The 18,157-nt window shown below is 53.8% G+C and carries 29 protein-coding genes; 3 read left to right on the top strand and 26 right to left on the bottom strand.

Annotation, left to right across the window (positions count from 1 at the left end; all coding sequences use genetic code 11):
• Nucleotides 1–8: 8 nt before the first annotated feature.
• From GT753_RS04035 to GT753_RS03985, 12 genes are all read right to left on the bottom strand, one after another.
• Nucleotides 9–638 (bottom strand): phage baseplate assembly protein V, encoded by a 630-nt coding sequence (locus tag GT753_RS04035; RefSeq protein WP_160125291.1) that lies wholly within the window; start codon nucleotides 636–638, stop codon nucleotides 9–11.
• 72 nt (nucleotides 639–710) lie between these two features.
• Entirely contained in the window at nucleotides 711–1,157 is a 447-nt protein-coding gene (locus GT753_RS04030; RefSeq protein WP_043148046.1) for a phage virion morphogenesis protein, read from the bottom strand.
• On the bottom strand, nucleotides 1,144–1,620 hold the full coding sequence (locus GT753_RS04025; RefSeq protein WP_015379114.1) for a phage tail protein: 477 nt from the start codon (nucleotides 1,618–1,620) through the stop codon (nucleotides 1,144–1,146). Before GT753_RS04025 ends, GT753_RS04030 begins: the two co-directional genes overlap by 14 nt.
• Nucleotides 1,592–1,822 (bottom strand): Rz1-like lysis system protein LysC, encoded by a 231-nt coding sequence (lysC, locus tag GT753_RS25755; protein ID WP_230199994.1) that lies wholly within the window; start codon nucleotides 1,820–1,822, stop codon nucleotides 1,592–1,594. The genes GT753_RS04025 and lysC overlap by 29 nt, the downstream gene beginning before the upstream one ends.
• Nucleotides 1,716–2,144: an Rz-like lysis system protein LysB gene (gene lysB, locus GT753_RS25800; RefSeq protein ID WP_015379115.1), complete on the bottom strand. Its 429-nt coding sequence runs from the start codon at nucleotides 2,142–2,144 to the stop codon at nucleotides 1,716–1,718. The genes lysC and lysB overlap by 107 nt, the downstream gene beginning before the upstream one ends.
• Nucleotides 2,141–2,653, bottom strand: coding sequence for a lysozyme (locus GT753_RS04015; RefSeq protein WP_160125290.1), 513 nt, complete (start codon nucleotides 2,651–2,653; stop codon nucleotides 2,141–2,143). Before GT753_RS04015 ends, lysB begins: the two co-directional genes overlap by 4 nt.
• Nucleotides 2,637–2,846, bottom strand: a complete 210-nt coding sequence (locus GT753_RS04010) for an HP1 family phage holin (protein WP_031231709.1) — start codon at nucleotides 2,844–2,846, stop codon at nucleotides 2,637–2,639. Before GT753_RS04010 ends, GT753_RS04015 begins: the two co-directional genes overlap by 17 nt.
• A 4-nt stretch (nucleotides 2,847–2,850) precedes the next feature.
• Nucleotides 2,851–3,054 carry a tail protein X gene (locus tag GT753_RS04005; RefSeq protein ID WP_015379118.1) on the bottom strand — a complete coding sequence of 68 codons (204 nt, stop codon included), beginning with the start codon at nucleotides 3,052–3,054 and terminating at the stop codon, nucleotides 2,851–2,853.
• Nucleotides 3,054–3,542 carry a head completion/stabilization protein gene (locus GT753_RS04000; RefSeq protein ID WP_033639340.1) on the bottom strand — a complete coding sequence of 163 codons (489 nt, stop codon included), beginning with the start codon at nucleotides 3,540–3,542 and terminating at the stop codon, nucleotides 3,054–3,056. The genes GT753_RS04005 and GT753_RS04000 overlap by 1 nt, the downstream gene beginning before the upstream one ends.
• Before the next feature lie 93 nt (nucleotides 3,543–3,635).
• Entirely contained in the window at nucleotides 3,636–4,295 is a 660-nt protein-coding gene (locus tag GT753_RS03995) for a terminase endonuclease subunit (protein WP_033649039.1), read from the bottom strand.
• A 2-nt stretch (nucleotides 4,296–4,297) separates the two neighbouring features.
• A complete protein-coding gene (locus GT753_RS03990) occupies nucleotides 4,298–5,482 on the bottom strand; it encodes a phage major capsid protein, P2 family (protein WP_060431381.1) in 1,185 nt (394 codons plus the stop codon).
• Nucleotides 5,483–5,524: 42 nt separating this feature from the next.
• Entirely contained in the window at nucleotides 5,525–6,340 is an 816-nt protein-coding gene (locus GT753_RS03985) for a GPO family capsid scaffolding protein (protein ID WP_060431382.1), read from the bottom strand.
• Nucleotides 6,341–6,482: 142 nt separating this feature from the next.
• Here GT753_RS03985 and GT753_RS03980 point away from each other — a divergent pair, with 142 nt between their 5' ends.
• Entirely contained in the window at nucleotides 6,483–8,255 is a 1,773-nt protein-coding gene (locus GT753_RS03980; protein ID WP_160125289.1) for a terminase ATPase subunit family protein, read from the top strand.
• On the top strand, nucleotides 8,255–9,289 hold the full coding sequence (locus GT753_RS03975; protein WP_160125288.1) for a phage portal protein: 1,035 nt from the start codon (nucleotides 8,255–8,257) through the stop codon (nucleotides 9,287–9,289). Before GT753_RS03980 ends, GT753_RS03975 begins: the two co-directional genes overlap by 1 nt.
• Nucleotides 9,290–9,320: 31 nt before the next feature.
• Here GT753_RS03975 and GT753_RS03970 read toward each other — a convergent pair whose 3' ends face one another.
• The 12 genes from GT753_RS03970 to GT753_RS03920 form a co-directional block, all read right to left on the bottom strand.
• The gene (locus GT753_RS03970) at nucleotides 9,321–10,010 is read right to left on the bottom strand and encodes a DUF4145 domain-containing protein (protein WP_160125287.1); all 690 of its coding nucleotides are present in this window, start codon (nucleotides 10,008–10,010) and stop codon (nucleotides 9,321–9,323) included.
• Nucleotides 10,011–10,068: 58 nt separating this feature from the next.
• On the bottom strand, nucleotides 10,069–10,413 hold the full coding sequence (locus GT753_RS03965; RefSeq protein ID WP_232093716.1) for a type II toxin-antitoxin system HicB family antitoxin: 345 nt from the start codon (nucleotides 10,411–10,413) through the stop codon (nucleotides 10,069–10,071).
• Nucleotides 10,414–11,090: 677 nt separating this feature from the next.
• Nucleotides 11,091–12,281 (bottom strand): hypothetical protein, encoded by a 1,191-nt coding sequence (locus tag GT753_RS03960; protein ID WP_254071031.1) that lies wholly within the window; start codon nucleotides 12,279–12,281, stop codon nucleotides 11,091–11,093.
• A gap of 341 nt (nucleotides 12,282–12,622) precedes the next feature.
• Nucleotides 12,623–12,790: a hypothetical protein gene (locus GT753_RS03955; protein WP_371732133.1), complete on the bottom strand. Its 168-nt coding sequence runs from the start codon at nucleotides 12,788–12,790 to the stop codon at nucleotides 12,623–12,625.
• Between the two features lie 80 nt (nucleotides 12,791–12,870).
• A complete protein-coding gene (locus GT753_RS03950; RefSeq protein WP_160125284.1) occupies nucleotides 12,871–15,087 on the bottom strand; it encodes a replication endonuclease in 2,217 nt (738 codons plus the stop codon).
• Complete coding sequence (locus tag GT753_RS03945; protein ID WP_160125283.1) at nucleotides 15,084–15,575, bottom strand: hypothetical protein; 492 nt, start codon at nucleotides 15,573–15,575, stop codon at nucleotides 15,084–15,086. Before GT753_RS03945 ends, GT753_RS03950 begins: the two co-directional genes overlap by 4 nt.
• Nucleotides 15,565–15,846, bottom strand: a complete 282-nt coding sequence (locus tag GT753_RS03940) for a DUF5405 family protein (RefSeq protein ID WP_160125282.1) — start codon at nucleotides 15,844–15,846, stop codon at nucleotides 15,565–15,567. The genes GT753_RS03945 and GT753_RS03940 overlap by 11 nt, the downstream gene beginning before the upstream one ends.
• 9 nt (nucleotides 15,847–15,855) lie before the next feature.
• Entirely contained in the window at nucleotides 15,856–16,029 is a 174-nt protein-coding gene (locus GT753_RS25750; RefSeq protein WP_216842810.1) for a hypothetical protein, read from the bottom strand.
• Nucleotides 15,969–16,181 (bottom strand): TraR/DksA C4-type zinc finger protein, encoded by a 213-nt coding sequence (locus tag GT753_RS03935; RefSeq protein WP_371732145.1) that lies wholly within the window; start codon nucleotides 16,179–16,181, stop codon nucleotides 15,969–15,971. The genes GT753_RS25750 and GT753_RS03935 overlap by 61 nt, the downstream gene beginning before the upstream one ends.
• Nucleotides 16,182–16,192: 11 nt before the next feature.
• Nucleotides 16,193–16,486, bottom strand: coding sequence for a DUF2732 family protein (locus GT753_RS03930; RefSeq protein WP_035430625.1), 294 nt, complete (start codon nucleotides 16,484–16,486; stop codon nucleotides 16,193–16,195).
• A 64-nt stretch (nucleotides 16,487–16,550) separates the two neighbouring features.
• Complete coding sequence (locus GT753_RS03925) at nucleotides 16,551–16,853, bottom strand: hypothetical protein (RefSeq protein WP_160125280.1); 303 nt, start codon at nucleotides 16,851–16,853, stop codon at nucleotides 16,551–16,553.
• Nucleotides 16,854–16,864: 11 nt separating this feature from the next.
• The gene (locus GT753_RS03920; protein WP_160125279.1) at nucleotides 16,865–17,044 is read right to left on the bottom strand and encodes a phage filamentation protein Fil family protein; all 180 of its coding nucleotides are present in this window, start codon (nucleotides 17,042–17,044) and stop codon (nucleotides 16,865–16,867) included.
• Nucleotides 17,045–17,190: 146 nt separating this feature from the next.
• Here GT753_RS03920 and GT753_RS03915 point away from each other — a divergent pair, with 146 nt between their 5' ends.
• Nucleotides 17,191–17,379 carry a hypothetical protein gene (locus tag GT753_RS03915; protein WP_037432527.1) on the top strand — a complete coding sequence of 63 codons (189 nt, stop codon included), beginning with the start codon at nucleotides 17,191–17,193 and terminating at the stop codon, nucleotides 17,377–17,379.
• A gap of 27 nt (nucleotides 17,380–17,406) precedes the next feature.
• Here the strand turns inward: GT753_RS03915 and GT753_RS03910 are convergent, their stop codons facing one another.
• On the bottom strand, nucleotides 17,407–17,607 hold the full coding sequence (locus GT753_RS03910; protein WP_060436870.1) for a hypothetical protein: 201 nt from the start codon (nucleotides 17,605–17,607) through the stop codon (nucleotides 17,407–17,409).
• Nucleotides 17,608–17,624: 17 nt separating this feature from the next.
• The gene (locus GT753_RS03905; RefSeq protein ID WP_160125278.1) at nucleotides 17,625–18,134 is read right to left on the bottom strand and encodes a phage regulatory CII family protein; all 510 of its coding nucleotides are present in this window, start codon (nucleotides 18,132–18,134) and stop codon (nucleotides 17,625–17,627) included.
• Between the last annotated feature and the right edge of the window lie 23 nt (nucleotides 18,135–18,157).

The following is an 18,157-nucleotide window of genomic DNA, read 5'->3' as shown; positions in this document are numbered from 1 at the left end:
AGGTGTCCTCATGAGGGTTCATCGGTTCTCCCGCCGCCGGTCTGGACGCCGCCGTGGGTGTGCGTATCAACAACAACTCCGTTGGATGAGAACGAGCCGCCGCTATGCTCAATGTTCCCGCGCATCGCCCCGCCTTTTTGCACGTCCAGCGTGCCGGTGGTGAGCTTGTTGGTGCAGACCACCTCCGGCGCATCGAGCGTGATTTTGTCAGCCTTAACGATCACCACTTTGGTGCTGGCGGTGATGGACTCCGACGCCTGCACGTCAGCGGTTTTAATGCCGGACACGCTCAGCGCGCCGGTTTCCGGCTCATACTCGATGACCGCGCCATCCGGAAACGCGATATGCAGCGCATCCGCCGACGCAGACGGGGCCGGGAAGTCGTCAGAGAAAATGCCGCACAGTACAAACGCGGTATCGAGTTCGCCACCCAGCGCAAAGATCAGCACCTGCTCACCGACCGAGGGCGCCGACCAGCTGCGAGTACGCCCGGCGCGACAGGTTAGCCAGTTGAGCCAGTCGGTAAGATTGCCGCCGGTTTCGACGCGGCACAGGCCGTTATCAAGGTCAACGGTGCTCACGGTGCCGATGCGGATCAGGTTGCGCAGCAGGCGCAAAATGTCGTGTTGATTGTTCATGCTGGAAGGATGCCGCCCGGCGCGGGCGGCGACAACGCGATGAGGTTGGAAGATCGGAGGCACAACAGGGGGTTATTCTGCGAGGTGTTCTATCACAGCCGTTTCTATGATTTTGACGTCATCCGGGCCAAATCCCAGTAACGGACGGGCCTCATATTTTACCGCCTCGCTGTGCGGCGTCGGCCGATCGCGCAGGCCGTAATGGTGAACGTTTACCATGCGTTTCACACGCCCGACAAACTCAACCACGGCCGCATCGCTGTTGCCCTGGGCTTTCAGGTAACGGGCCGTGCGCAGCTTGGAGAACATCGCCCGATCGCGCAGGCGCTTTTTGCTGCGAAGCCGCGTTTTGCGCGGCGCGTAAGGTGTACCGTCCGGCGCCTGCTGGCGTTTGATGTGTTGCTGTTGACCGGCGCGCAGTCGCTTTGACACGGCAACGGCCAGCGACTTACGCGACTGCGGCGACAGCTTGGCAATCAGCCCGGCCAGCCGGGTGTCAAAGGGGTTAAGCTCGCTCATGCCATTCACTCACTAATTCGCCGTGAACAAAGAGCTGCATAGGCCGCGTCACGTCCTCCGGTAACGGCGGCTCCGGCAGGTGCTCAACATGCAACGCGCCATCGCCTTGCTCGAGCACCAAAACACGTTCGGTCAGCTGCAGCGACACGCTGAAATCGTAAGAGCCGTTGTTGTTAAAGTCGCTCGCAAAGGTGATCCCGGTGCGGCGCTTTTCCTCCGTTGCCATGATGTCCGGCTGGTTTTCCCGTAGCCATGCCTGAACCGGCACCATGATTAAATCCAGATCGCCGGTATAGTCCAAAAACAGCAGGTTCAGCGTATAGCGGTACTCATGGGACAGCGAGACGGCAAGCGTGGCGGCCACATTGCCGCGCTCTACCCGAACTTGCAGGTTTTCAGGGTTGCGCTGTAGCCACGGCAGGCAGCGTGTCAGCTCAGCGCGGAGCTGTTGCGGTTTTAACATCGTGTTGTTCCTGACAGTGTTTTATCGTTTCGACCTGCACCGCGCAGGCCGCCAAGGCGTTTTCAAGCTGGCGAATATCGGCGCTCAGATCGCCGTTAGTCGCCGGGCGGCTGGCCGGGATTTGGCACAGACTCACTTTCGGACAGCCAACGTAGATAATCCGCGGCGCCGGTGAAGCCGGGGCGCTGGTGCAGCCGGGCAACGTCAGCAGGCAAAGCAGTGTTAAACCAATCGCGTAATTGCTGATTTTCATTGAGTAACCTCTGTATTTTCTGCTCGCGCGTCAGCGCCAGCCGGTGCGCGGCGTTTAGGTCGCCCCTTAACTTTTCCTCTTCCTGCGCCAGCACACCTGCCGCCGCCTGCAACGTGTCGATCGCCGCGCGGGTATCGGTCAGCGCCGCCGCTATCCGGCCGTTCTCCTGCCGGGCGCTTTCCAGCCGTTCCCCCAACGTGACAACCTGCCATTTCATCCAACCGGCGACGACCAGCGCCAGCACCAGAAACCAGCCGATCGCGCGGCTCATGGCGTGGCCCCGATAAGGCAGTGGGCCAGCTCCGCCGCCCGGCGCCGTTCCAGTCCCGGCGATTTGACGCCGTTGACGAACACCCAGCGCGGCAACTGCTGGCAGGCGCTGCGCCAGTCCTGCCGCTTGATGAAACCGGCCAGCGTAGAGCCACAGGCGGCCGTGACGCCGACGTTAAAGGCAAAGGACACCACCGCGTCATAAACCGGCGGCGGCATCGTGACAGGCATACAGCGGCCTATACCGCGCTCCACGCGATACACGTCGGCGACGAGGTTAACGGCAGCTTGGCGCTCGCTGATAACCGCGCCGGGCTTTACCCCGGCCGTGTGGCCGATGCCGCTTGTCCAGACGCCCGCCTGACACTGGTAAGGGGATAAACGACAGCCCTCGAAATCGGCCAGCAGTCGCAACCCGGCCTCAGAGATCTGCAGTGCGCTGAATTGCGGCAGCAGCACCGCCAGCGCCAGCACGGCGGCCACGCTGCAGCGTTTAGCGATTGAGTTCATCGTAAACCCTCCGGCTAACGCCTAACTTGTTCAACAGCTGGTAGCTTTTGCGGCGGTAGTACCAGTTAACGAGGAACGTGCCGACGCCCACGGCGGCGCCAACCATAAAGGCGATGTCCTGCGGTGAATACTTGCCGATCCACGCGAGGAACATCGCCACCGCGTAGGCTAAAAATGAGGTGATGCGCTCCATGTTTTTAATCCCATAGATTGACGGTTTCACGCTGCGGCGCGGCGGTTACGTCCGGCAGCTCAACCGGGTGGCCGTGGGGCAAAATCGCCCCGGCAGCGGCCAGCCCTTCATTTAGCGAATAGACCTGCTCAACCACGCCCTGCGTGCGCCCGTAGTAGCGCCAGCAAATCGCGTCAACGGTGTCGCCCTGCAGGGCGTAGACTCTCATCAGAGCAGCCCGATGATGCAGTGGCTACGCTCGGCCACGTTACTGATCGCGTTGCGGGCGTTGCGCCACAGCTCGCCGATCGAGGCTTCAACCACATCAGCCTTGCGGCCGCCGGTGGCGGTGGTGTCGAAACTGCGGTATTGCTCCGAGAGCGTCGCCATGGTCATCGCGCTGACCGCGTTGCGGTATTCACTCACCCGCACGCTTTCGCCGTCGAGCTGTTCACCCGGCACATCCTCAAGCCGCTGATAGCCGTCGGCCATCTGGTCGCGGCGGAAGGTGAACAATTCGGCGTTTACCTCCGCGATCGCGCTTTTAATTGCCAGCCGCAGGCGCGGGGCTGTGATGGTGCCTTCAATGCGCATCACGTCGCGCACGTCCGCCGGGTCAATGTCCGGCCAGAAAAAGACGTTTTTAACGATCGGCTCATCCTCCGGGCGCGGTGCTGGCGCGTCCGGGCGTGGCCGTTGGATCACAACGGTGCTCATATGACCTCAGAAAGTTAGGGGGCGGTGGACGACGGCGTTGACGAGGTGAAACCTGTCGCGGCCGTCGTGCCGCCCGGCGCGGGGCGCGTTCTGTCAGCGGCTGGCGGCGGTGCGTATTGCCCGCTCCAGCCGTTCAATGTCTTTTTTCACGCCGCAGCCGTTATGCAACTGCAGCGCACGCTTAAGGTGGTTCAATGCCAGTTCAGCCCTGCCCGCCGCGCGCAAGACGTACCCAGTGATTTTGTGCAACTTGGCGCGCACTTGGTCGGGCATGTCTTCTGCGTCGGTGAGTTCCATCGTCTGCGTGAGGTGGTCAATGTTGACCGGCTCCCCGGCCTCAAAGGCGCGGGTGGCAGACTCGGCGACGTCTTCTGCGATGAGGTATGGCGTGGAGCGTGCGAAATTGCCCGGCGGCGCCAGCTGGTAGCGCAGCGCATAGCGGGCGATGTCCAGCGCGCCAGGAATATCCCCGGCATCCAGACGCCAGATCATGACCGTCATCAGAATGGCGTCCTGCGCGCCGCGACCTTCGGCCAGCACACCGGCAACCCAGGGGGCATAGTCCGGCAGCAGTTGGCGCTTGAGTTCGGCCTTACGCTCTTGTGAGCGCACCTGTTTGAGCTTTCGCTTATCTTCATTGAGTTTAAGCATCATCCGTTCATAGCCGTTGGCGTGGCGCAACGGGTCATTCTCCCGCTGCGCGGCCTCGACCGCTGACTGGCGCATAAGGTGACGGCGGGCAGGGCTGGTCATGGTTATTTACCGCCTTTCGCTTTGTCGTCTGCCGGTGCTTCCTCCGGGGCTTTCACCTCGGTATCAGCGGCAGGCTCCGCTGGTGCGGCGGCTACTTTGACCGCCTTAACAATGGCCTCGGCCAGCTCGGCGATTTCATCTTTTTTTGGCTCCGTCGGTAACAGCTTAATGTTCTCCACCAGACAGCCGCAGGCGTAATCCTCCACCACATAATCCTCATTGATGGATTCATAGTTTTCGATGCGGTCACGCTTCGAGTTTTCCACCATATGGCGGCGGTGCGTGTCCTCTTGCCAGTAGATAGACAGGTTATCCATGCGCGTAATCAGCAGCGCATCCGCCGGGAAGTACGGCACGCGCACAGCGGGCAGGTTGCCGATGCGCTTCTGGCTGATAATCAGATCGGCAGCCATCGCTTCGGTGTTGGGCTGTTCCTGATTGACCAGCGGGAAATACTTGTCGGCCAGCAGTTGACGACCGCAGATCACCACCAGTTCCGGGTCTTCCTGATACCACGGTGCAATCAGGGTGTTGGTGGCATCCATCACCAGCGCGTCGAGGTTGGCGTAATCGCCACCGGCGCCCACGCGGACTTTTTCAGACTCCACATTGCCATCGATACCCACGACTTTATTCATCACGCGGCCCGGCGCATTCTCGCGGTACTTCTGCAACCAGCCCGGCCCGATGTCTTGCAACAGCGGGAATTTGACGCGGTTGGAGGTTTTGGCGCGGTGCGTACCGTTAAAGCCGATCATGATGCGGTCAAGCGCCTGACGTTCAACAATTGCATCGCGTAAACGGGTCTGGAAATCCTGATAACGGGCCCACAGGTCAAGGGTGTTGTAGCGGATGTGGAAATCGTAATTCACCTGCTGGCAGAAATAGCCTTCAGCATCCAGCGAGGCAAAGTCGGCCGTTTCGCGTTCATCGCCGCCGGCGGTGTCGGTGGTGCTGGCGATGGAGCCGCTCACACCTAAACCGACTTTCTCTCCCTTCATTTCCTTAACCGGCACGATATTGATGCGGGTCAGGAACGTCGAGGAATCCTGTACGCGGGTCATGATGGTTTGCGTAACGGACGGCTCAACGCTGAATTTTTTATCCAGATCGCCGGTAGCGACGCCATTCAGTTCGGCGAGGCGGGACATAAACGCATTAAATTTAAAACGAGTTTGCTTGCGCATTTTTCTTCCTGTTTTTGCTTGGTTTTATCGGGTATGACTGCCTTAGCAGTCGGTCAGCACGTCTTGCGCACTGTTGCCGCCGGTGGCGTCCGGGCGGGCCTGCTGGCTGAAATCTTCCGAAGTGGAAAGCTGGGCTTGCAGAGCGCTGAACTCATCGCTGCCGGTTTTTACCTGTTGCTTGAGATCGGCAACCTGCTCGCTCAGTGCAGCGAATTTCTCGGTAAAGCGGGTGTCCGCTTCCTGCAACTGCTCGGCCACGGTCATCACGGCGCCTTCCATCTCACCAAAGCGCACATCGTCGGTGGCCTGCTTGCGGCTAAACATCGCTTTGATGCGGGCAGAGAATGAGGTTTCCGGGTCAGCGACCGGCTCAAAATCGAAATGGACTTCCAGCGGCGCGGAGAACTCGACGTTCTCGTGGCGGCGGCTGAACTCCAGCATGTCAGTGCCGAGGCTGGCCGGATCATCTGTGACGGCCAGCCCGACCAGATAAGACTTGCCGGTCTTGGCGAAATCGCGGCGGATCTCCATCGAGGTGAAAACCTTTTGGCCCGCGCCGACCATCGACACCAGATCGGCGGTCGGGGCCAGACTGGCATACAGCGCCCACTTGCCGTGCAACAGCGGTTCGTCCGGCTCGTCGATTTTCTCGGCCTTCAGCTCAACCACGCCGCCGTAACGACGAAAATAGCCGTCAGGCAAAATCCCCTTGATGTGCTCCATATTGATGCGGGCGCCGTACACCTTCGGGCTGTAGGTCGCGGCCATCTGCTGAATATCCGCAGCGCCGATCTCGCGGCCGTCAACGGTGTCGCCTTCAACGCCGATGCGGAAAAACTTAGTAACTTTCTTTGCCATGTAAACGGCTCCGGTTGTGGTGATTGGGTTCGGGGCTAGTTTCGGGGGAATGGCGGCGCGTCTCAACGCGTTGCGGTTGGAAGATCTGAGGCACAACAAGGGCTTAATGCGAGCTGCCTGGCGCTTTCGTAGCCTTGGCGGCATGAATACGACACCGGCAACAACTATCATCAGCGATCCGCGCCGCCAAGCTGCCTTGCTCTACTGGCAGGGCTTCTCTGTGCGCCAAATTGCGGAAACGCTGAACCTCAAGGGGCCGACTGTGCAGAGCTGGAAACTGCGCGATAAATGGGACGGCATCGCGCCCATTTCCCGCGTGGAGCAAAGCATGGAAGCGCGGTTGATTCAGCTCATCATGAAAGACGTCAAGGAGGGGAAAGACTTCAAAGAAATCGACCTGTTAGGCCGCCAGATTGAACGGCTGGCGCGGGTCAATCGCTATTCGGCAACCGGCAACGAGGCGGATTTAAACCCGAACGTCGCCAACCGCAACAAAGGCGAGCGCAAGCCCGCCGAGCGCAACGTGTTCAGCGAGGCCGCCGTAGAGAAGCTACAAAGCATCTTCACGGAAACCACCTTCGAGTATCAAATGGGGTGGTATCGCGCCGGGCTGCAACACCGTATCCGCAACATCCTGAAGTCGCGCCAGATCGGCGCCACGTTCTTCTTTGCCCGCGAGGCGTTGCTCGATGCGCTGACCACCGGTCGCAATCAGATTTTCCTGTCAGCAAGTAAGGCCCAGGCGCATGTGTTCCGCAATTACATCATTGATTTTGCGCGGCTGGTCGAGGTTGACCTGAAAGGCGATCCGATGGTGCTGCCGAACGGCGCCCGCCTGATGTTCCTCGGCACCAACGTACGCACCGCGCAGAGCTACACCGGCAATCTGTATCTGGATGAGTATTTCTGGATACCGAAGTTTCAGGAGCTGCGCAAAGTCGCCAGCGGGATGTCGCTGCACAAGCGGTGGCGCACTACCTACTTCTCCACGCCGTCGAGTCTGGCGCACTCCGCTTATCCGTTCTGGTCGGGGGAACTGTTCAACAAAGGCCGCCGCAGTAAAGCCGATCACGTTCAGCTCGACCTCAGCCACAGCCACCTATCAAAAGGCGTGCTGTGCGGTGATGGGCAATGGCGCCAGATTGTCACGGTTGAGGATGCGCTGACCGGCGGCTGTAACCTGTTTGACCTCGATCAGCTGTCGCTCGAATACAGCCCGGCAGAGTATCAGAACCTGCTGATGTGTGAATTTGTGGACGATACCGCGTCGGTATTCCCGTTCGCCGAGCTACAGGGCTGCATGGTCGATGCGCTGGAAGAATGGGAGGACTTCAACCCATACGCCGTGCGGCCGTTCGGCTATCGACCGGTGTGGATCGGCTACGACCCATCGGAAGCCAACGGCGGCGACAGCGCCGGATGCGCGGTGATCGCGCCGCCAATAGTGGCCGGGGGCAAGTTCCGCGTGCTCGAGCGCCACCAGTGGCAGGGCATGAACTTTGCCGCGCAGGCCCAGAAGATTAAAGACCTTACCGAAAAATATTGCGTGGAGTACATCGGCATCGATGCGACCACCGTCGGCCAAGGTGTTTTCCAGCTGGTGCGCGAGTTCTTCCCGGCCGCGCGAGAAATCAAATACACGCCGGAAATCAAAACCGCCATGGTGCTGAAAGCAAAAGACACCATCGCGCGCGGCTGTCTGGAATACGACACCAGCCACACCGACATCACCGCCGCCTTTATGGCGATCCGCAAAACCATGACCGCCAGCGGCGCGCGCTCAACCTACACCGCCAGCCGCAGCGAAGAAGCCAGCCACGCCGATGTAGCATGGTCAATCATGCACGCCCTCTTAAACGAACCGCTCACCGCAGGCAGCGGCCACAGCAGCCCGAATATTTTGGAGTTTTACTGATGAGCAAACGCAAAGGCCGCAAGGCATTTACCCCCCCGGCGCCAGCCCCAACAGCAGAGCAGAAGCAGGATTTTGAGGCGTTCACCTTTGGCGAGCCGTCCGCTGTGCTGGATAAGCGGGAAATTCTGGATTACATCGAATGCACGACCAATGGCAAGTGGTACGAGCCGCCGATCTCATTCGACGGGCTGGCGCGCAGCGTGCGCGCCGCCGTGCATCACAGCTCGCCGATGTACGTTAAGCGCAATATTTTAGCGTCAACGTTTATCCCGCACCGGCTGTTAAGTCAGCAGGAGTTTAGCCGCTATGCGCTGGATTATCTGGTGTTCGGCAACGCCTATTTAGAAGAGCGTCAAAACCGCCTCGGTGCGCCGCTGCAGCTTAAATCCTCCCCGGCCAAGTACACACGGCGCGGCGTGGATCGCGGCGCTTACTGGTTCGTGCAGGACTGGAAAGAGGCGCACCGCTTCAAGACCGACAGCGTTTTTCACCTGATTGAGCCGGACATCAATCAGGAACTTTACGGCCTGCCGGAGTACCTCAGCGCGCTTAACTCCGCCTGGCTGAACGAGGCGGCGACGCTGTTCCGCCGTAAGTATTACCAGAACGGGGCGCACGCCGGTTACATCCTGTATATGACCGACGCCGCGCAAAGTACAAGCGACGTTGACAGAATGCGCCAAGCCATGCGTGACACCAAGGGCTTAGGGAATTTCCGCAATTTGTTTATGTACGCCCCGAACGGCAAGCCGGACGGCATTAAGATTTTGCCGCTATCCGAGGTCGCCACCAAGGACGACTTTTTCAACATCAAGAATGCCAGCCGCGACGATCTGCTAAGTGCGCACCGTGTACCACCGCAGATGATGGGGATTATCCCGAACAATACCGGCGGCTTCGGGGACGTGAAAAAAGCCGCTCAGGTGTTTGTACGCAACGAGCTAACACCGCTGCAAGAGCGCATGAAGGAGGTGAACGACTGGATCGGTGAAGAGGTGATTAGATTCGCGCCGTATGAGTTGCCGACCGAATAAGCAAAAAGCCGCCGAGATTGGCGGCTTTAAATTATTTAGCATGTCTTTGTGCTCGCCGAGCTTTAGCCAGCTTTATTTTTTCTGGCTCCGTATAAAGTCGCTCTAAAAGAGTTTCTGTAAACTCTTGCAAATCAATTGCTGATGCCTCATCTAATATTCCTTCATGAGCACCATCATTACCATCATCCTTAATACAATCCGCTAACTCTCGGAATGCATCAGGTAATACTCCATTATCAAACAACCACTCCATCCTTAAACCCAAACTTCTTTTAACCTTAGCCGCTGGCCCTCCCTTATCATTATCAGGGACTAATGATTTTGTCGCGAAATCAAGACATAGCCTAAACATTGTGGCGGCAGCATTATAACATCCTATAGTCATGCACTTCGCTCCTTCAACGTAAGCTTTCTCTATGTTTTCCGGAAGATGCTCAGGCGGTTCATCAGCGTCAAAATCTTTAGATGTAATATGCCCCATAACCCTGTAAAAGTCATTAATAACCCCATGAATTCTTTCAGGGTAAAATTCATCACCATTAAAGCTAGACTCTGTCTTGGCCACATGAAAAATTGTGCCTGTATGACAGTGTAAACACTCACAATAAACTTCAAAATTTTCTTGCCAACCAAAACGAAATCCTATGAGCAACTCACCTTTAACGTTAAAGGTAATATGCTCGGCACCACAGCGGGGACAATCGTGAACCAACTGAGACATATTATAATCAACCTATTAGTGTTAATAGAATAAAGCAGAGCCTTGCTCTGCTTTATAATTATGAGTGTTTCTCAATGACTAAATCAACACCTTCATTCAGCAGCTCATTAATCGATTGCCCTGTAGCCTGCGCAGTAATGGCTAACGCCTGATGGCGCTCCGGCGACAGGCGGGTGGTTACTTTTCCGCTGTACGACTTATAAGGCTCGATGCCGTCTTTTTGGCACTCATCGAGAAAGACCGCGAGAGAAATCGCGCCTTCTTTCTTCAGCTCGTCCACGCTGTAGGCGTAGAAGTCGGCGCCGCCATTCAGCCCGACAAACTCGCCCCGGAACATTTCAATTTCAGGGTCGAAGTTGATGACGGCCGTATGGCCGTCAATTTTCAGTGTGTTATTCATCATGGTTTTATTCCTAAGCTATCCAACCAGATCCGAATGGAGTTAACCGCCCCCTTGTCAGTGGTAGGTCTGGGATGTGGCCGGTGAAAGACTCTTTTTCACCTTTCAACAGCACCGCGATCCTAGAACCTTCCCTTTCGTGAATCTCCGCCCCTAATGCGGTAAAAAGCGCCTCAATATCAGACCACTTTATAGAACCGTTGACAGGCCGGGCAAACACATCTGACAGCGTTTTTTGGTGTCGTTTGTTCATGGGATTTATAGTATCACTTTATGACACCATTGCAAGAGCATTATAGTGTCATTTTTTGGTGTCACTGATTGGCGATGTTATGCAGTGCGCTGTAAGCGCCTGAGAGCGCCATCATGGCGCCACGACATCAAACCCTATTCTCATACAAGTATTGCGATAAATCGCCGTGACGGGACGCTGGCGGCTCTTTTTGGAGGGGTTCAACACGGCTTGCGCGCAATGCTATCCCCGCCTCGCCTGCGCGCTTTATATGTCGCTTTTAATGCAGTTGCATGATCCGGCGCGATCCGCGCCAGTGCTGGCGCTGCGGGGGTAAAAAGAACACCGGATCATCATGCAAATTCATGCATTCAGTGCATGCATACAAGGTGCTAGCCTAGGGTCGTTACACCTTATTTGCAGAAAGCAGTGGATACATTCTGAGTGATTATTTAGGTAAACCTAAATCGCCTTTTAACTCTTCAATATCTTGATGTTGTAACCAAATCAAAAAGCCTTTATCAACAACATTCAGCTTTTTATTCGTTTGATCATAGTCCAAAATTATTGGCATGATGCTTTTCTTTATTTGCAAAGATGCGGAAGATTGTAGCGACTGTGTCACGTTACCCAAGTTCAGTTTATCTTGTCGTGGATGCACAGTCTGCAAAGCAACTTTAATATCTCTATATTTTAACCCTGCTTCTAACTCCTCAATTGAGGAGTTTAAAACTGGATATAGCAACCACTTATGCATTTCAAGTTCAGTATCTTGGAATCCTTCAGAAAAATTAACGAGGAATGAGCTATATCTAGCGGATTGTTCCCCAACAATCTCAGCAACCAAATCTTGAGCACTACATCTATTACCAACCTCTACTGATGACGATTGCCCATTAGAAACCCCTTCTAGTACACAAGCTCTTCTACATGCCTCCTGAACAAGATATATGCTCTTAAGACAATATTTAACCAAGTCATTTTTGAACCCTTGGCTGAAGGATATCCCTAATAATCGAGCACCCTCATCTATAGCTTTCACCAAATCACCATCTGACCACTTATCTGCATTTACAGATATAACTCGTCCAGTGAGATCTCCATTATAAACTATCAACCTATTGTCTTCGAGCCAAACACCAACAATAATAAATGTTATGCTCGATGTTTCATGAAATGCTTTTAATGCTATCGAGAAGTCTTTCTGTGTTTCAAATGGCATATAGTGAAAGTCTTCAAGCACGATAATTTTATCAAAATTTATTGATTTCAGAGCGGCTATAACATCGTTCACATCATCTACATCAATTTCTAGTGGAGTTGTCGTTTTTTCTGTAGATGTAGTATCCTCCGTTTCCCCTCCTGCAGAAGCGCTAAAAGTCCCAAATAAGCCACCTTTAATAGATGCTAGGATTTTATTCTTACCGGTCATGCCTTTCTTTGTCGATTGCGTTATTTCAAATCCAGCTCGCTTCAAAATACTACTATTCAACTCTGAAATGTCAGATTTGTTTGAACATTGAACTAGAATATACTGCTTAGGGTCTAAACAATGCTTTCGCACACATGTTTTTCCCTGTTTGGAACTTCCGTAGATAACTATATGCTTTTTTGCACTCAACTCGGTCTTAAGTTTCACGTCAACATCATTACGCTCGATATAATTAAGAGGCAAGTCCCTCGTCAATCCAAATACTTCACTTACATCATATGTTATCATTTCAATCCTCTATCCTTATGTAATAAAAAATGTAACGCTCAATATAAAAAACCATGGCAATCATAACACTAAGGTGGAGATAACTTAATGTCAAATACTTAACTTAAGAAACAGAACACACCACTTAACCAATTGATAATAAAATGAAAAAATCACCCATAGCATTCAACATAAGCTTAAAACCGCTCTTTGCAGCGCAAACATAGATGCCATTAATGAATGCAAAAATATTAAGTCGCCTATAAATTACGAAATAGCAGCTAGTTTTTAATCATTGAAGTACTATCAGGAGTAATGTTGGTTATCATCTCCCCGGCCAGTTCCGAGATCCATATCAATGCAATGTCTCTGTCTTTCGCTTGGCTCTCATAACAAACCCCCAGACGGGCGATGAGTTCAATTCTTTCTAAAACAACCACTTCATCCACTGCTTGCACCCTTTCCCTCCGATGCTTAATTACTGTATGCATATACAGTATATGCCTATCAGATTTAATTGCGCAAGAAATTATTGGAAGCCAGCCCAATCGCTAACCGCTGGGTAGTGCATTGAAATATCACCAAATTTGACTTTAGCGCCGCGCGCCAGTGCCTCAAGTTCCCAGCGCGTCGGCTCGATGCCATGTAGTGCCAGCTCTGAGTAAATTCTGGTTACGCGATCGCGCTCGGCGGTTGTCAATCTGGCCGATGCAGCAGGCTCTATACGCTTATATGGGTCACTTCCTCTTTGCTGCCTGTTTATCTGCGGGACATTTGCCCGTAAACGCATCATAACAGACCGTGCAACGGTCATGTCATCCCAGTCAATTGGGGTGTCCGGATGGTGTTCCATCACCGCCACGGTCTCTACAGGCTCGCCATCCTGCATATTTTCGGCGCCACCGCTGCCGACCAACCCACAGTTATTGACAGGACTCCGAGGCGCGCCGGAGGCGCTTTTCAAAGTCAAAGGCTCAACGGCAACGGCTTTAGCGACGATGCGCCATTGCGTGGTACGGGTTTCATAAACACGATCGGCGCCGATATGCGGGGCAAAAATCCCCGCGATTTTCTGCACCTCTTCATCATAGGCGTTGCGCTCGTCGGCAACCCGGCGGGCCACACGCACAGTCTGATCGTCGCGGGCAACGTTAGGGCCCCCCTGCGCCAGAATGTAAGCGGCAAAATCACCTGCATCAGCAGCAGCGCGCACAGCCTCAACGGTTTCGTCAAACTCATCGGCCAGACTGACAGAGCGGATCTTGCGGCACTCACGCCATGCGCCGCGCGACGGCAGGCCGATAAAGTGGAATTGAGGGATTCGCCACGTTGACGCCCACGCGGTGACGGCGGCGGCCGTATCAGTCAACAGCTCGCCGGTTTCATGATCGCGCTCGCCATCCAGTGCGTAACCGTCGATGTTTTTTGCAATGTATTTGGCGATATAGCCCGCCGCACCGCCTTTGTTCAGGTGCTTGCAGTCAAAACGGTTTTTGGCGGCGCCGCGCTCGTCGCCGTCTTCGGCCATGACATAACGGCGCATGATGTCGATCACCTGCTGGCGTTGTTCTTTGGATGTGAACAGCATCATATGCCAGTGCGGAGTCGCATCATGGTGCGGCTCGACCACGCGCACGCCATAGACCTGCAGGCCCGCATCTTTAAACGCCGTGCGGATCTTGCTAAACAGGCTGACGAGATAGCGCTGGCCGTCTTTTGGCGTGTATGCCTCTTCATCCCATTTGTGATTAAAATGCACCTTCGGGATGTTCTTGCCGACGGCGCGCGTCGGGTGATATTTGGATGGGGTGGTGATGGTGATAAACATCCCTTTATCGCCACGGATAGCGGCGGCCTGCTCAACACCGGCGATCATCGCCATTAACTCCATACGGCGGATTTCTGGGTTAGAGATGCTTGCCATCACCTTGTCGATGAGGCTGAAGCGTTCGCCGGTTTCGACGTTCTCAAGCTCGCGGCTGTTCAGATAATCAAAATTGGACTGGCGGCGCGCTTTCACATCCCGAATAGCCTGCTTACTGGCATACGACGACGCCCCGCGATTCACATTACCTAGGGCGATCAGCAACGCCTCGCGCCAGCGCGTGCGCTGGGACTTAAACTGGCGTTCCCACCACTCGGAATCAACCAACCGTGACAGGCTGGCAATCGCTGACCGGGCATCAAGTTTGCCCTTGCGGTATTTGCGCCAGTGCATCGGTGTGATGTTGAAGGCGCGCGCCATACCTGCAATGCGGCCATAAAATTCTGATTGGGTGGCATCTTCGAAAAGCCCGGCATTGTCGCCGCCGTTCTCCGCCACAAACTCATCGCAGTAATCTGCGTAATTCTGCAGAAGCTGACCGGCCACGCGATCGGCAAGACGGCGTAACTCTTTGTCATCCATACCGGGCAAAGCTGCGTAATTATCAACTTCTGCAGAAAACCGCATTGAAGCGGCGAGGTTCATCGCATTTTTGGCGCTCACCGTTTGCAGGCGCGGCCAGATGCGGCGATCGAACTGGAATACCAGCCATTTGTTGGCGTCGTGCAGCCCTTTGGTCTTGAGCAAGTTGGTGTAACGCGTCAGGAACATTGCGCTGAGGAAGCGCGGCAGACGGCGAATATTGGTTAAAACAGCTTGCCCCTGAGCGAGTTCCTCACGGGTAAGCGGTCTTACCGGCCCGGCAACTGCCGGGCGCGGTTCGTTCCATGGGTAAGCGTATGCGGTAGCCGCTTGGCTCATTGCACTTTCGCGCCGTTGGCGTGGGCGCAGTTGCCGCAGTAACGCTCATTGCAAGCAGAGCACAGGCCAACAACGAAGCCAGCGGCGCGAATGGATTTTTTCACGTCTTCTTTATCCAGCCACGTTCCGTCTGGGTCTGGTGACATCCACGGATCAGGCGAATACGGCAACGGCAACCGCACCGGCGTAGTTAGCTTGGCGCGCGCCTCATCACGCTCTATTGTGAGGTCTGCGATCTCGTCTGTTGCCGCTATCAGAGTCGCCTCGATGTCTTTTACGTGACGCTCAAGCCCGGTAATGCGCTGTGATTTAGCCTCCAGCTTTGCAAGCAGAGCGTATACGTACTCTTGTAGGTAAAGCGGGCACCATATATCGTCACTCTTGGCTGCTTTATGCATCCCCCAAGACCCTGATTCAAAATCAAGAGGGGTTATTGCAACGCCTTCAGCGGTCATATACGCCACCGGCTCGATCAGCTTATTGTCCATTTACAGCCTCACACACCGCAAAAGCTTCTTGGCACAGGTTGCCGATGCGGCCTATTTCCGCGCCCAATGATGCAATACTATTAACACTGGAATTACGGACGCAGTGATGAATAAGGCCGTTCACAAGCTGGTTAATCGTTGGGTAGTAGCCGATAACTTCGTAGCGCTCTTGACCTTCGCTTTTTCCTGTTTTCCCTACCTTCACCGTATTAAGAATGAATTGCAGGTTATCGCTGGTGATTACAAACTCATTGCCGATTTTAATTTCCATGTTGTTTCCTTAATCGTAATTTTGGTTTTCTGGTCTGCGTGCATATTCTGAATCACTCAAATCAGCCACAATAAAATGACCTGCCAGCAACGCCAGCAGGCCGAACAAAATAGAGAACTCCGTCATACCTTCCCCGCGTAAAGGTGACTTTGCGTCTCGCGGATTTGCTGACAGCTTACGCATGTATCAACGCCGGGAACGGCAGCGCGACGCGCGGCAGGAATCGGAGCATCACATTCTTCGCAAACGAAAGCAGAAGGCAGCGCAGAGGATTTGCGGGCGTTGGCGATCTGCGCGTTTAGTACCAGCGCTTGCCGCTCCTGTTCGTAGTCCATCAAGTCGGCCATTAGTGCAACTCCTGCGCTTGATGCTCGATGGCTTCAGCCTCTTGGCGCAACAGCTCCACAGCCTCGACCGCTGTTAACCCCTCTTGGGTGATGTGGGCCGCCAGCCGAACCAAACGCGCAGCAGCTACCTGAGATTGGTTTTTACGTTCATCAATACGCGCGCTATCTAACAAATCTTGAAACTCATTTGTTAAGGCAGAAACCGCGCGGCAAGTACCAGCGACAACACCACGCTGAAAGGCGTTATTTGCCGAGCTGGTTAAAGTTGGAGTAAGAAGCGAAGATTCTTTCATTGTAAACTCCTTATTTCAGACAAAGCGATGCCCGGCGGGTTAACGCCAGAATTACGCAATGCGGTTAATTAACGTTTAATTCGCAGTCATCATCACTGATAAATCTAGGTAAGGTTTTTGATAAATCAATCAGGTCATTCAGCGCCCACACAATTTTTTTACGCTCTGAGTAACTCATTTCTGCAAACTTCATTTTTATATGCCGCTCTTTCAGCCCGGAATGAAAACAAACAGTTCTGCGGATATGTTCCGGCGACTTATCAAAAGCCTCTTGCGCCTGATTCCGCTTATGCGGGAACAGCTCACTCTTAATCTGTGAAATGCGCTTAATACCGATCGCTTTTTGTGTTTCAGTAGCCAACAACATGACAGCCCCAATTAACGGCAAAACAAACGGCGCAGCGGTGAAACAGGCTTAGCCGTTGACAGGCCACGCAGTAAGGCCGCCTGATCGTGACGTGGGCGCCAGCGCTTGCCGCCCGGCAGTTCAATAAAACCGTGTTCAAAATGCCGAGATGGGCTTTGTTGCTTCAATAGCGGGGCTATAGAGATAGGCATATATTTTCCCTCCTAATTAATCCATTCTCAACAGTCCACAATGTAGGCAGTTGAGAATGAAAACCGAGTTTTAGCCATGCCCGGTACATGGTTGCTGTGGTAGGATCGAATCGCCAAAAACAACCAACCAACAACGGAGTTATTGCATGTTAGATAGTGATATCGATGATGTTAAATCTTTACTTTCCGGATTAAATAGAATTCTCGACAACATTGAGAAACCAATTCAAAACAGCCCTCACGCTGAAGAGCTGAAAGAATTGCATATAGCACTTGGTGTCAAGCTTAATGAAAAAATACCCGTAACCCATAAAACCATTATCGAATTTTTCTGAATGCAACCCTCGAGGCCTGAAATGGCCTCACTCTTTTATTTCACCAAGACAAATAAAAGCGTCGAACACCTGTTTAACTTCCTCCATTGGAACTCCTTTCAACCCCATTTTTTTAACTTCTTTGCCTAGAGATTTTTGCATCACTCTTAAGAGTCGAGTACGCTGTTTTGCAGTTGTAATTTGCTGTTTAAGTGCCGCCTCAATACGATTCTTTCTAGCTTCCCGCATAAACTCTCCTTTCATTGTCAAGCCAATCCCGCCACAGCCCCCAAGCCACCGATAACATCTACGGTTGTGGCCAGAGCCGGATTGGATTGAATACGATTTTGAACGGTCAGGCCGATTAGCGATAAATGACGGATCGCCGTGTTAACGCTATCGAGTAGAGCGGATTTACGAGATGCCGTTTTGTGATCGCCTTCTACCGCCGCCGCCGCAACTGAACCTACTGCCGCTGTCGCTTTCAACGCGTATGTAGATATGTTGCCAGCACATGCCTCATTAACTGGCACTGAAGGTAAACAGTTCAACTGTGCCAGCAAGGCATCTACTAAGCTGGAATCTTCTGTTGCATCAGTGATTGCCAACAGTTCGGTGCAACTCAGCTGATGCGGTTGTTCTGGGTTCAGCTTGTTGCGGAGCATCTGCGGCTTCATTTCAATCTGTTTAGCAACGCGCACAAGGTTTTGCCGAACAGCAAACTGGCGACACGCCATCTCAAAATGTGGATGTTTTGAAACTTCAAAATCAAACATTTCTCTCCCCTTTTGCGTCTGGC

This window comes from Serratia sp. Z4 (genome assembly GCF_009900725.1).
Lineage (GTDB): Bacteria > Pseudomonadota > Gammaproteobacteria > Enterobacterales > Enterobacteriaceae > Serratia > Serratia nematodiphila.
This window is presented reverse-complemented; position numbering and strand designations above follow the sequence as displayed.

Excerpts from the sequence above, each read along its gene's own strand:
- GT753_RS04035 (WP_160125291.1), bottom strand. The coding sequence starts at position 638 with ATGAACAATCAACACGACATTTTGCGCCTGCTGCGCAACCTGATCCGC.
- GT753_RS04030 (WP_043148046.1), bottom strand. The coding sequence starts at position 1,157 with ATGAGCGAGCTTAACCCCTTTGACACCCGGCTGGCCGGGCTGATTGCC.
- GT753_RS04025 (WP_015379114.1), bottom strand. The coding sequence starts at position 1,620 with ATGTTAAAACCGCAACAGCTCCGCGCTGAGCTGACACGCTGCCTGCCG.
- lysB (WP_015379115.1), bottom strand. The coding sequence starts at position 2,144 with ATGAGCCGCGCGATCGGCTGGTTTCTGGTGCTGGCGCTGGTCGTCGCC.
- GT753_RS04015 (WP_160125290.1), bottom strand. The coding sequence starts at position 2,653 with ATGAACTCAATCGCTAAACGCTGCAGCGTGGCCGCCGTGCTGGCGCTG.
- GT753_RS04010 (WP_031231709.1), bottom strand. The coding sequence starts at position 2,846 with ATGGAGCGCATCACCTCATTTTTAGCCTACGCGGTGGCGATGTTCCTC.
- GT753_RS04005 (WP_015379118.1), bottom strand. The coding sequence starts at position 3,054 with ATGAGAGTCTACGCCCTGCAGGGCGACACCGTTGACGCGATTTGCTGG.
- GT753_RS04000 (WP_033639340.1), bottom strand. The coding sequence starts at position 3,542 with ATGAGCACCGTTGTGATCCAACGGCCACGCCCGGACGCGCCAGCACCG.
- GT753_RS03995 (WP_033649039.1), bottom strand. The coding sequence starts at position 4,295 with ATGACCAGCCCTGCCCGCCGTCACCTTATGCGCCAGTCAGCGGTCGAG.
- GT753_RS03990 (WP_060431381.1), bottom strand. The coding sequence starts at position 5,482 with ATGCGCAAGCAAACTCGTTTTAAATTTAATGCGTTTATGTCCCGCCTC.
- GT753_RS03985 (WP_060431382.1), bottom strand. The coding sequence starts at position 6,340 with ATGGCAAAGAAAGTTACTAAGTTTTTCCGCATCGGCGTTGAAGGCGAC.
- GT753_RS03980 (WP_160125289.1), top strand. The coding sequence starts at position 6,483 with ATGAATACGACACCGGCAACAACTATCATCAGCGATCCGCGCCGCCAA.
- GT753_RS03975 (WP_160125288.1), top strand. The coding sequence starts at position 8,255 with ATGAGCAAACGCAAAGGCCGCAAGGCATTTACCCCCCCGGCGCCAGCC.
- GT753_RS03970 (WP_160125287.1), bottom strand. The coding sequence starts at position 10,010 with ATGTCTCAGTTGGTTCACGATTGTCCCCGCTGTGGTGCCGAGCATATT.
- GT753_RS03965 (WP_232093716.1), bottom strand. The coding sequence starts at position 10,413 with ATGATGAATAACACACTGAAAATTGACGGCCATACGGCCGTCATCAAC.
- GT753_RS03950 (WP_160125284.1), bottom strand. The coding sequence starts at position 15,087 with ATGAGCCAAGCGGCTACCGCATACGCTTACCCATGGAACGAACCGCGC.
- GT753_RS03945 (WP_160125283.1), bottom strand. The coding sequence starts at position 15,575 with ATGGACAATAAGCTGATCGAGCCGGTGGCGTATATGACCGCTGAAGGC.
- GT753_RS03940 (WP_160125282.1), bottom strand. The coding sequence starts at position 15,846 with ATGGAAATTAAAATCGGCAATGAGTTTGTAATCACCAGCGATAACCTG.
- GT753_RS25750 (WP_216842810.1), bottom strand. The coding sequence starts at position 16,029 with ATGCGTAAGCTGTCAGCAAATCCGCGAGACGCAAAGTCACCTTTACGC.
- GT753_RS03935 (WP_371732145.1), bottom strand. The coding sequence starts at position 16,181 with ATGGACTACGAACAGGAGCGGCAAGCGCTGGTACTAAACGCGCAGATC.
- GT753_RS03930 (WP_035430625.1), bottom strand. The coding sequence starts at position 16,486 with ATGAAAGAATCTTCGCTTCTTACTCCAACTTTAACCAGCTCGGCAAAT.
- GT753_RS03925 (WP_160125280.1), bottom strand. The coding sequence starts at position 16,853 with ATGTTGTTGGCTACTGAAACACAAAAAGCGATCGGTATTAAGCGCATT.
- GT753_RS03920 (WP_160125279.1), bottom strand. The coding sequence starts at position 17,044 with ATGCCTATCTCTATAGCCCCGCTATTGAAGCAACAAAGCCCATCTCGG.
- GT753_RS03915 (WP_037432527.1), top strand. The coding sequence starts at position 17,191 with ATGTTAGATAGTGATATCGATGATGTTAAATCTTTACTTTCCGGATTA.
- GT753_RS03910 (WP_060436870.1), bottom strand. The coding sequence starts at position 17,607 with ATGCGGGAAGCTAGAAAGAATCGTATTGAGGCGGCACTTAAACAGCAA.
- GT753_RS03905 (WP_160125278.1), bottom strand. The coding sequence starts at position 18,134 with ATGTTTGATTTTGAAGTTTCAAAACATCCACATTTTGAGATGGCGTGT.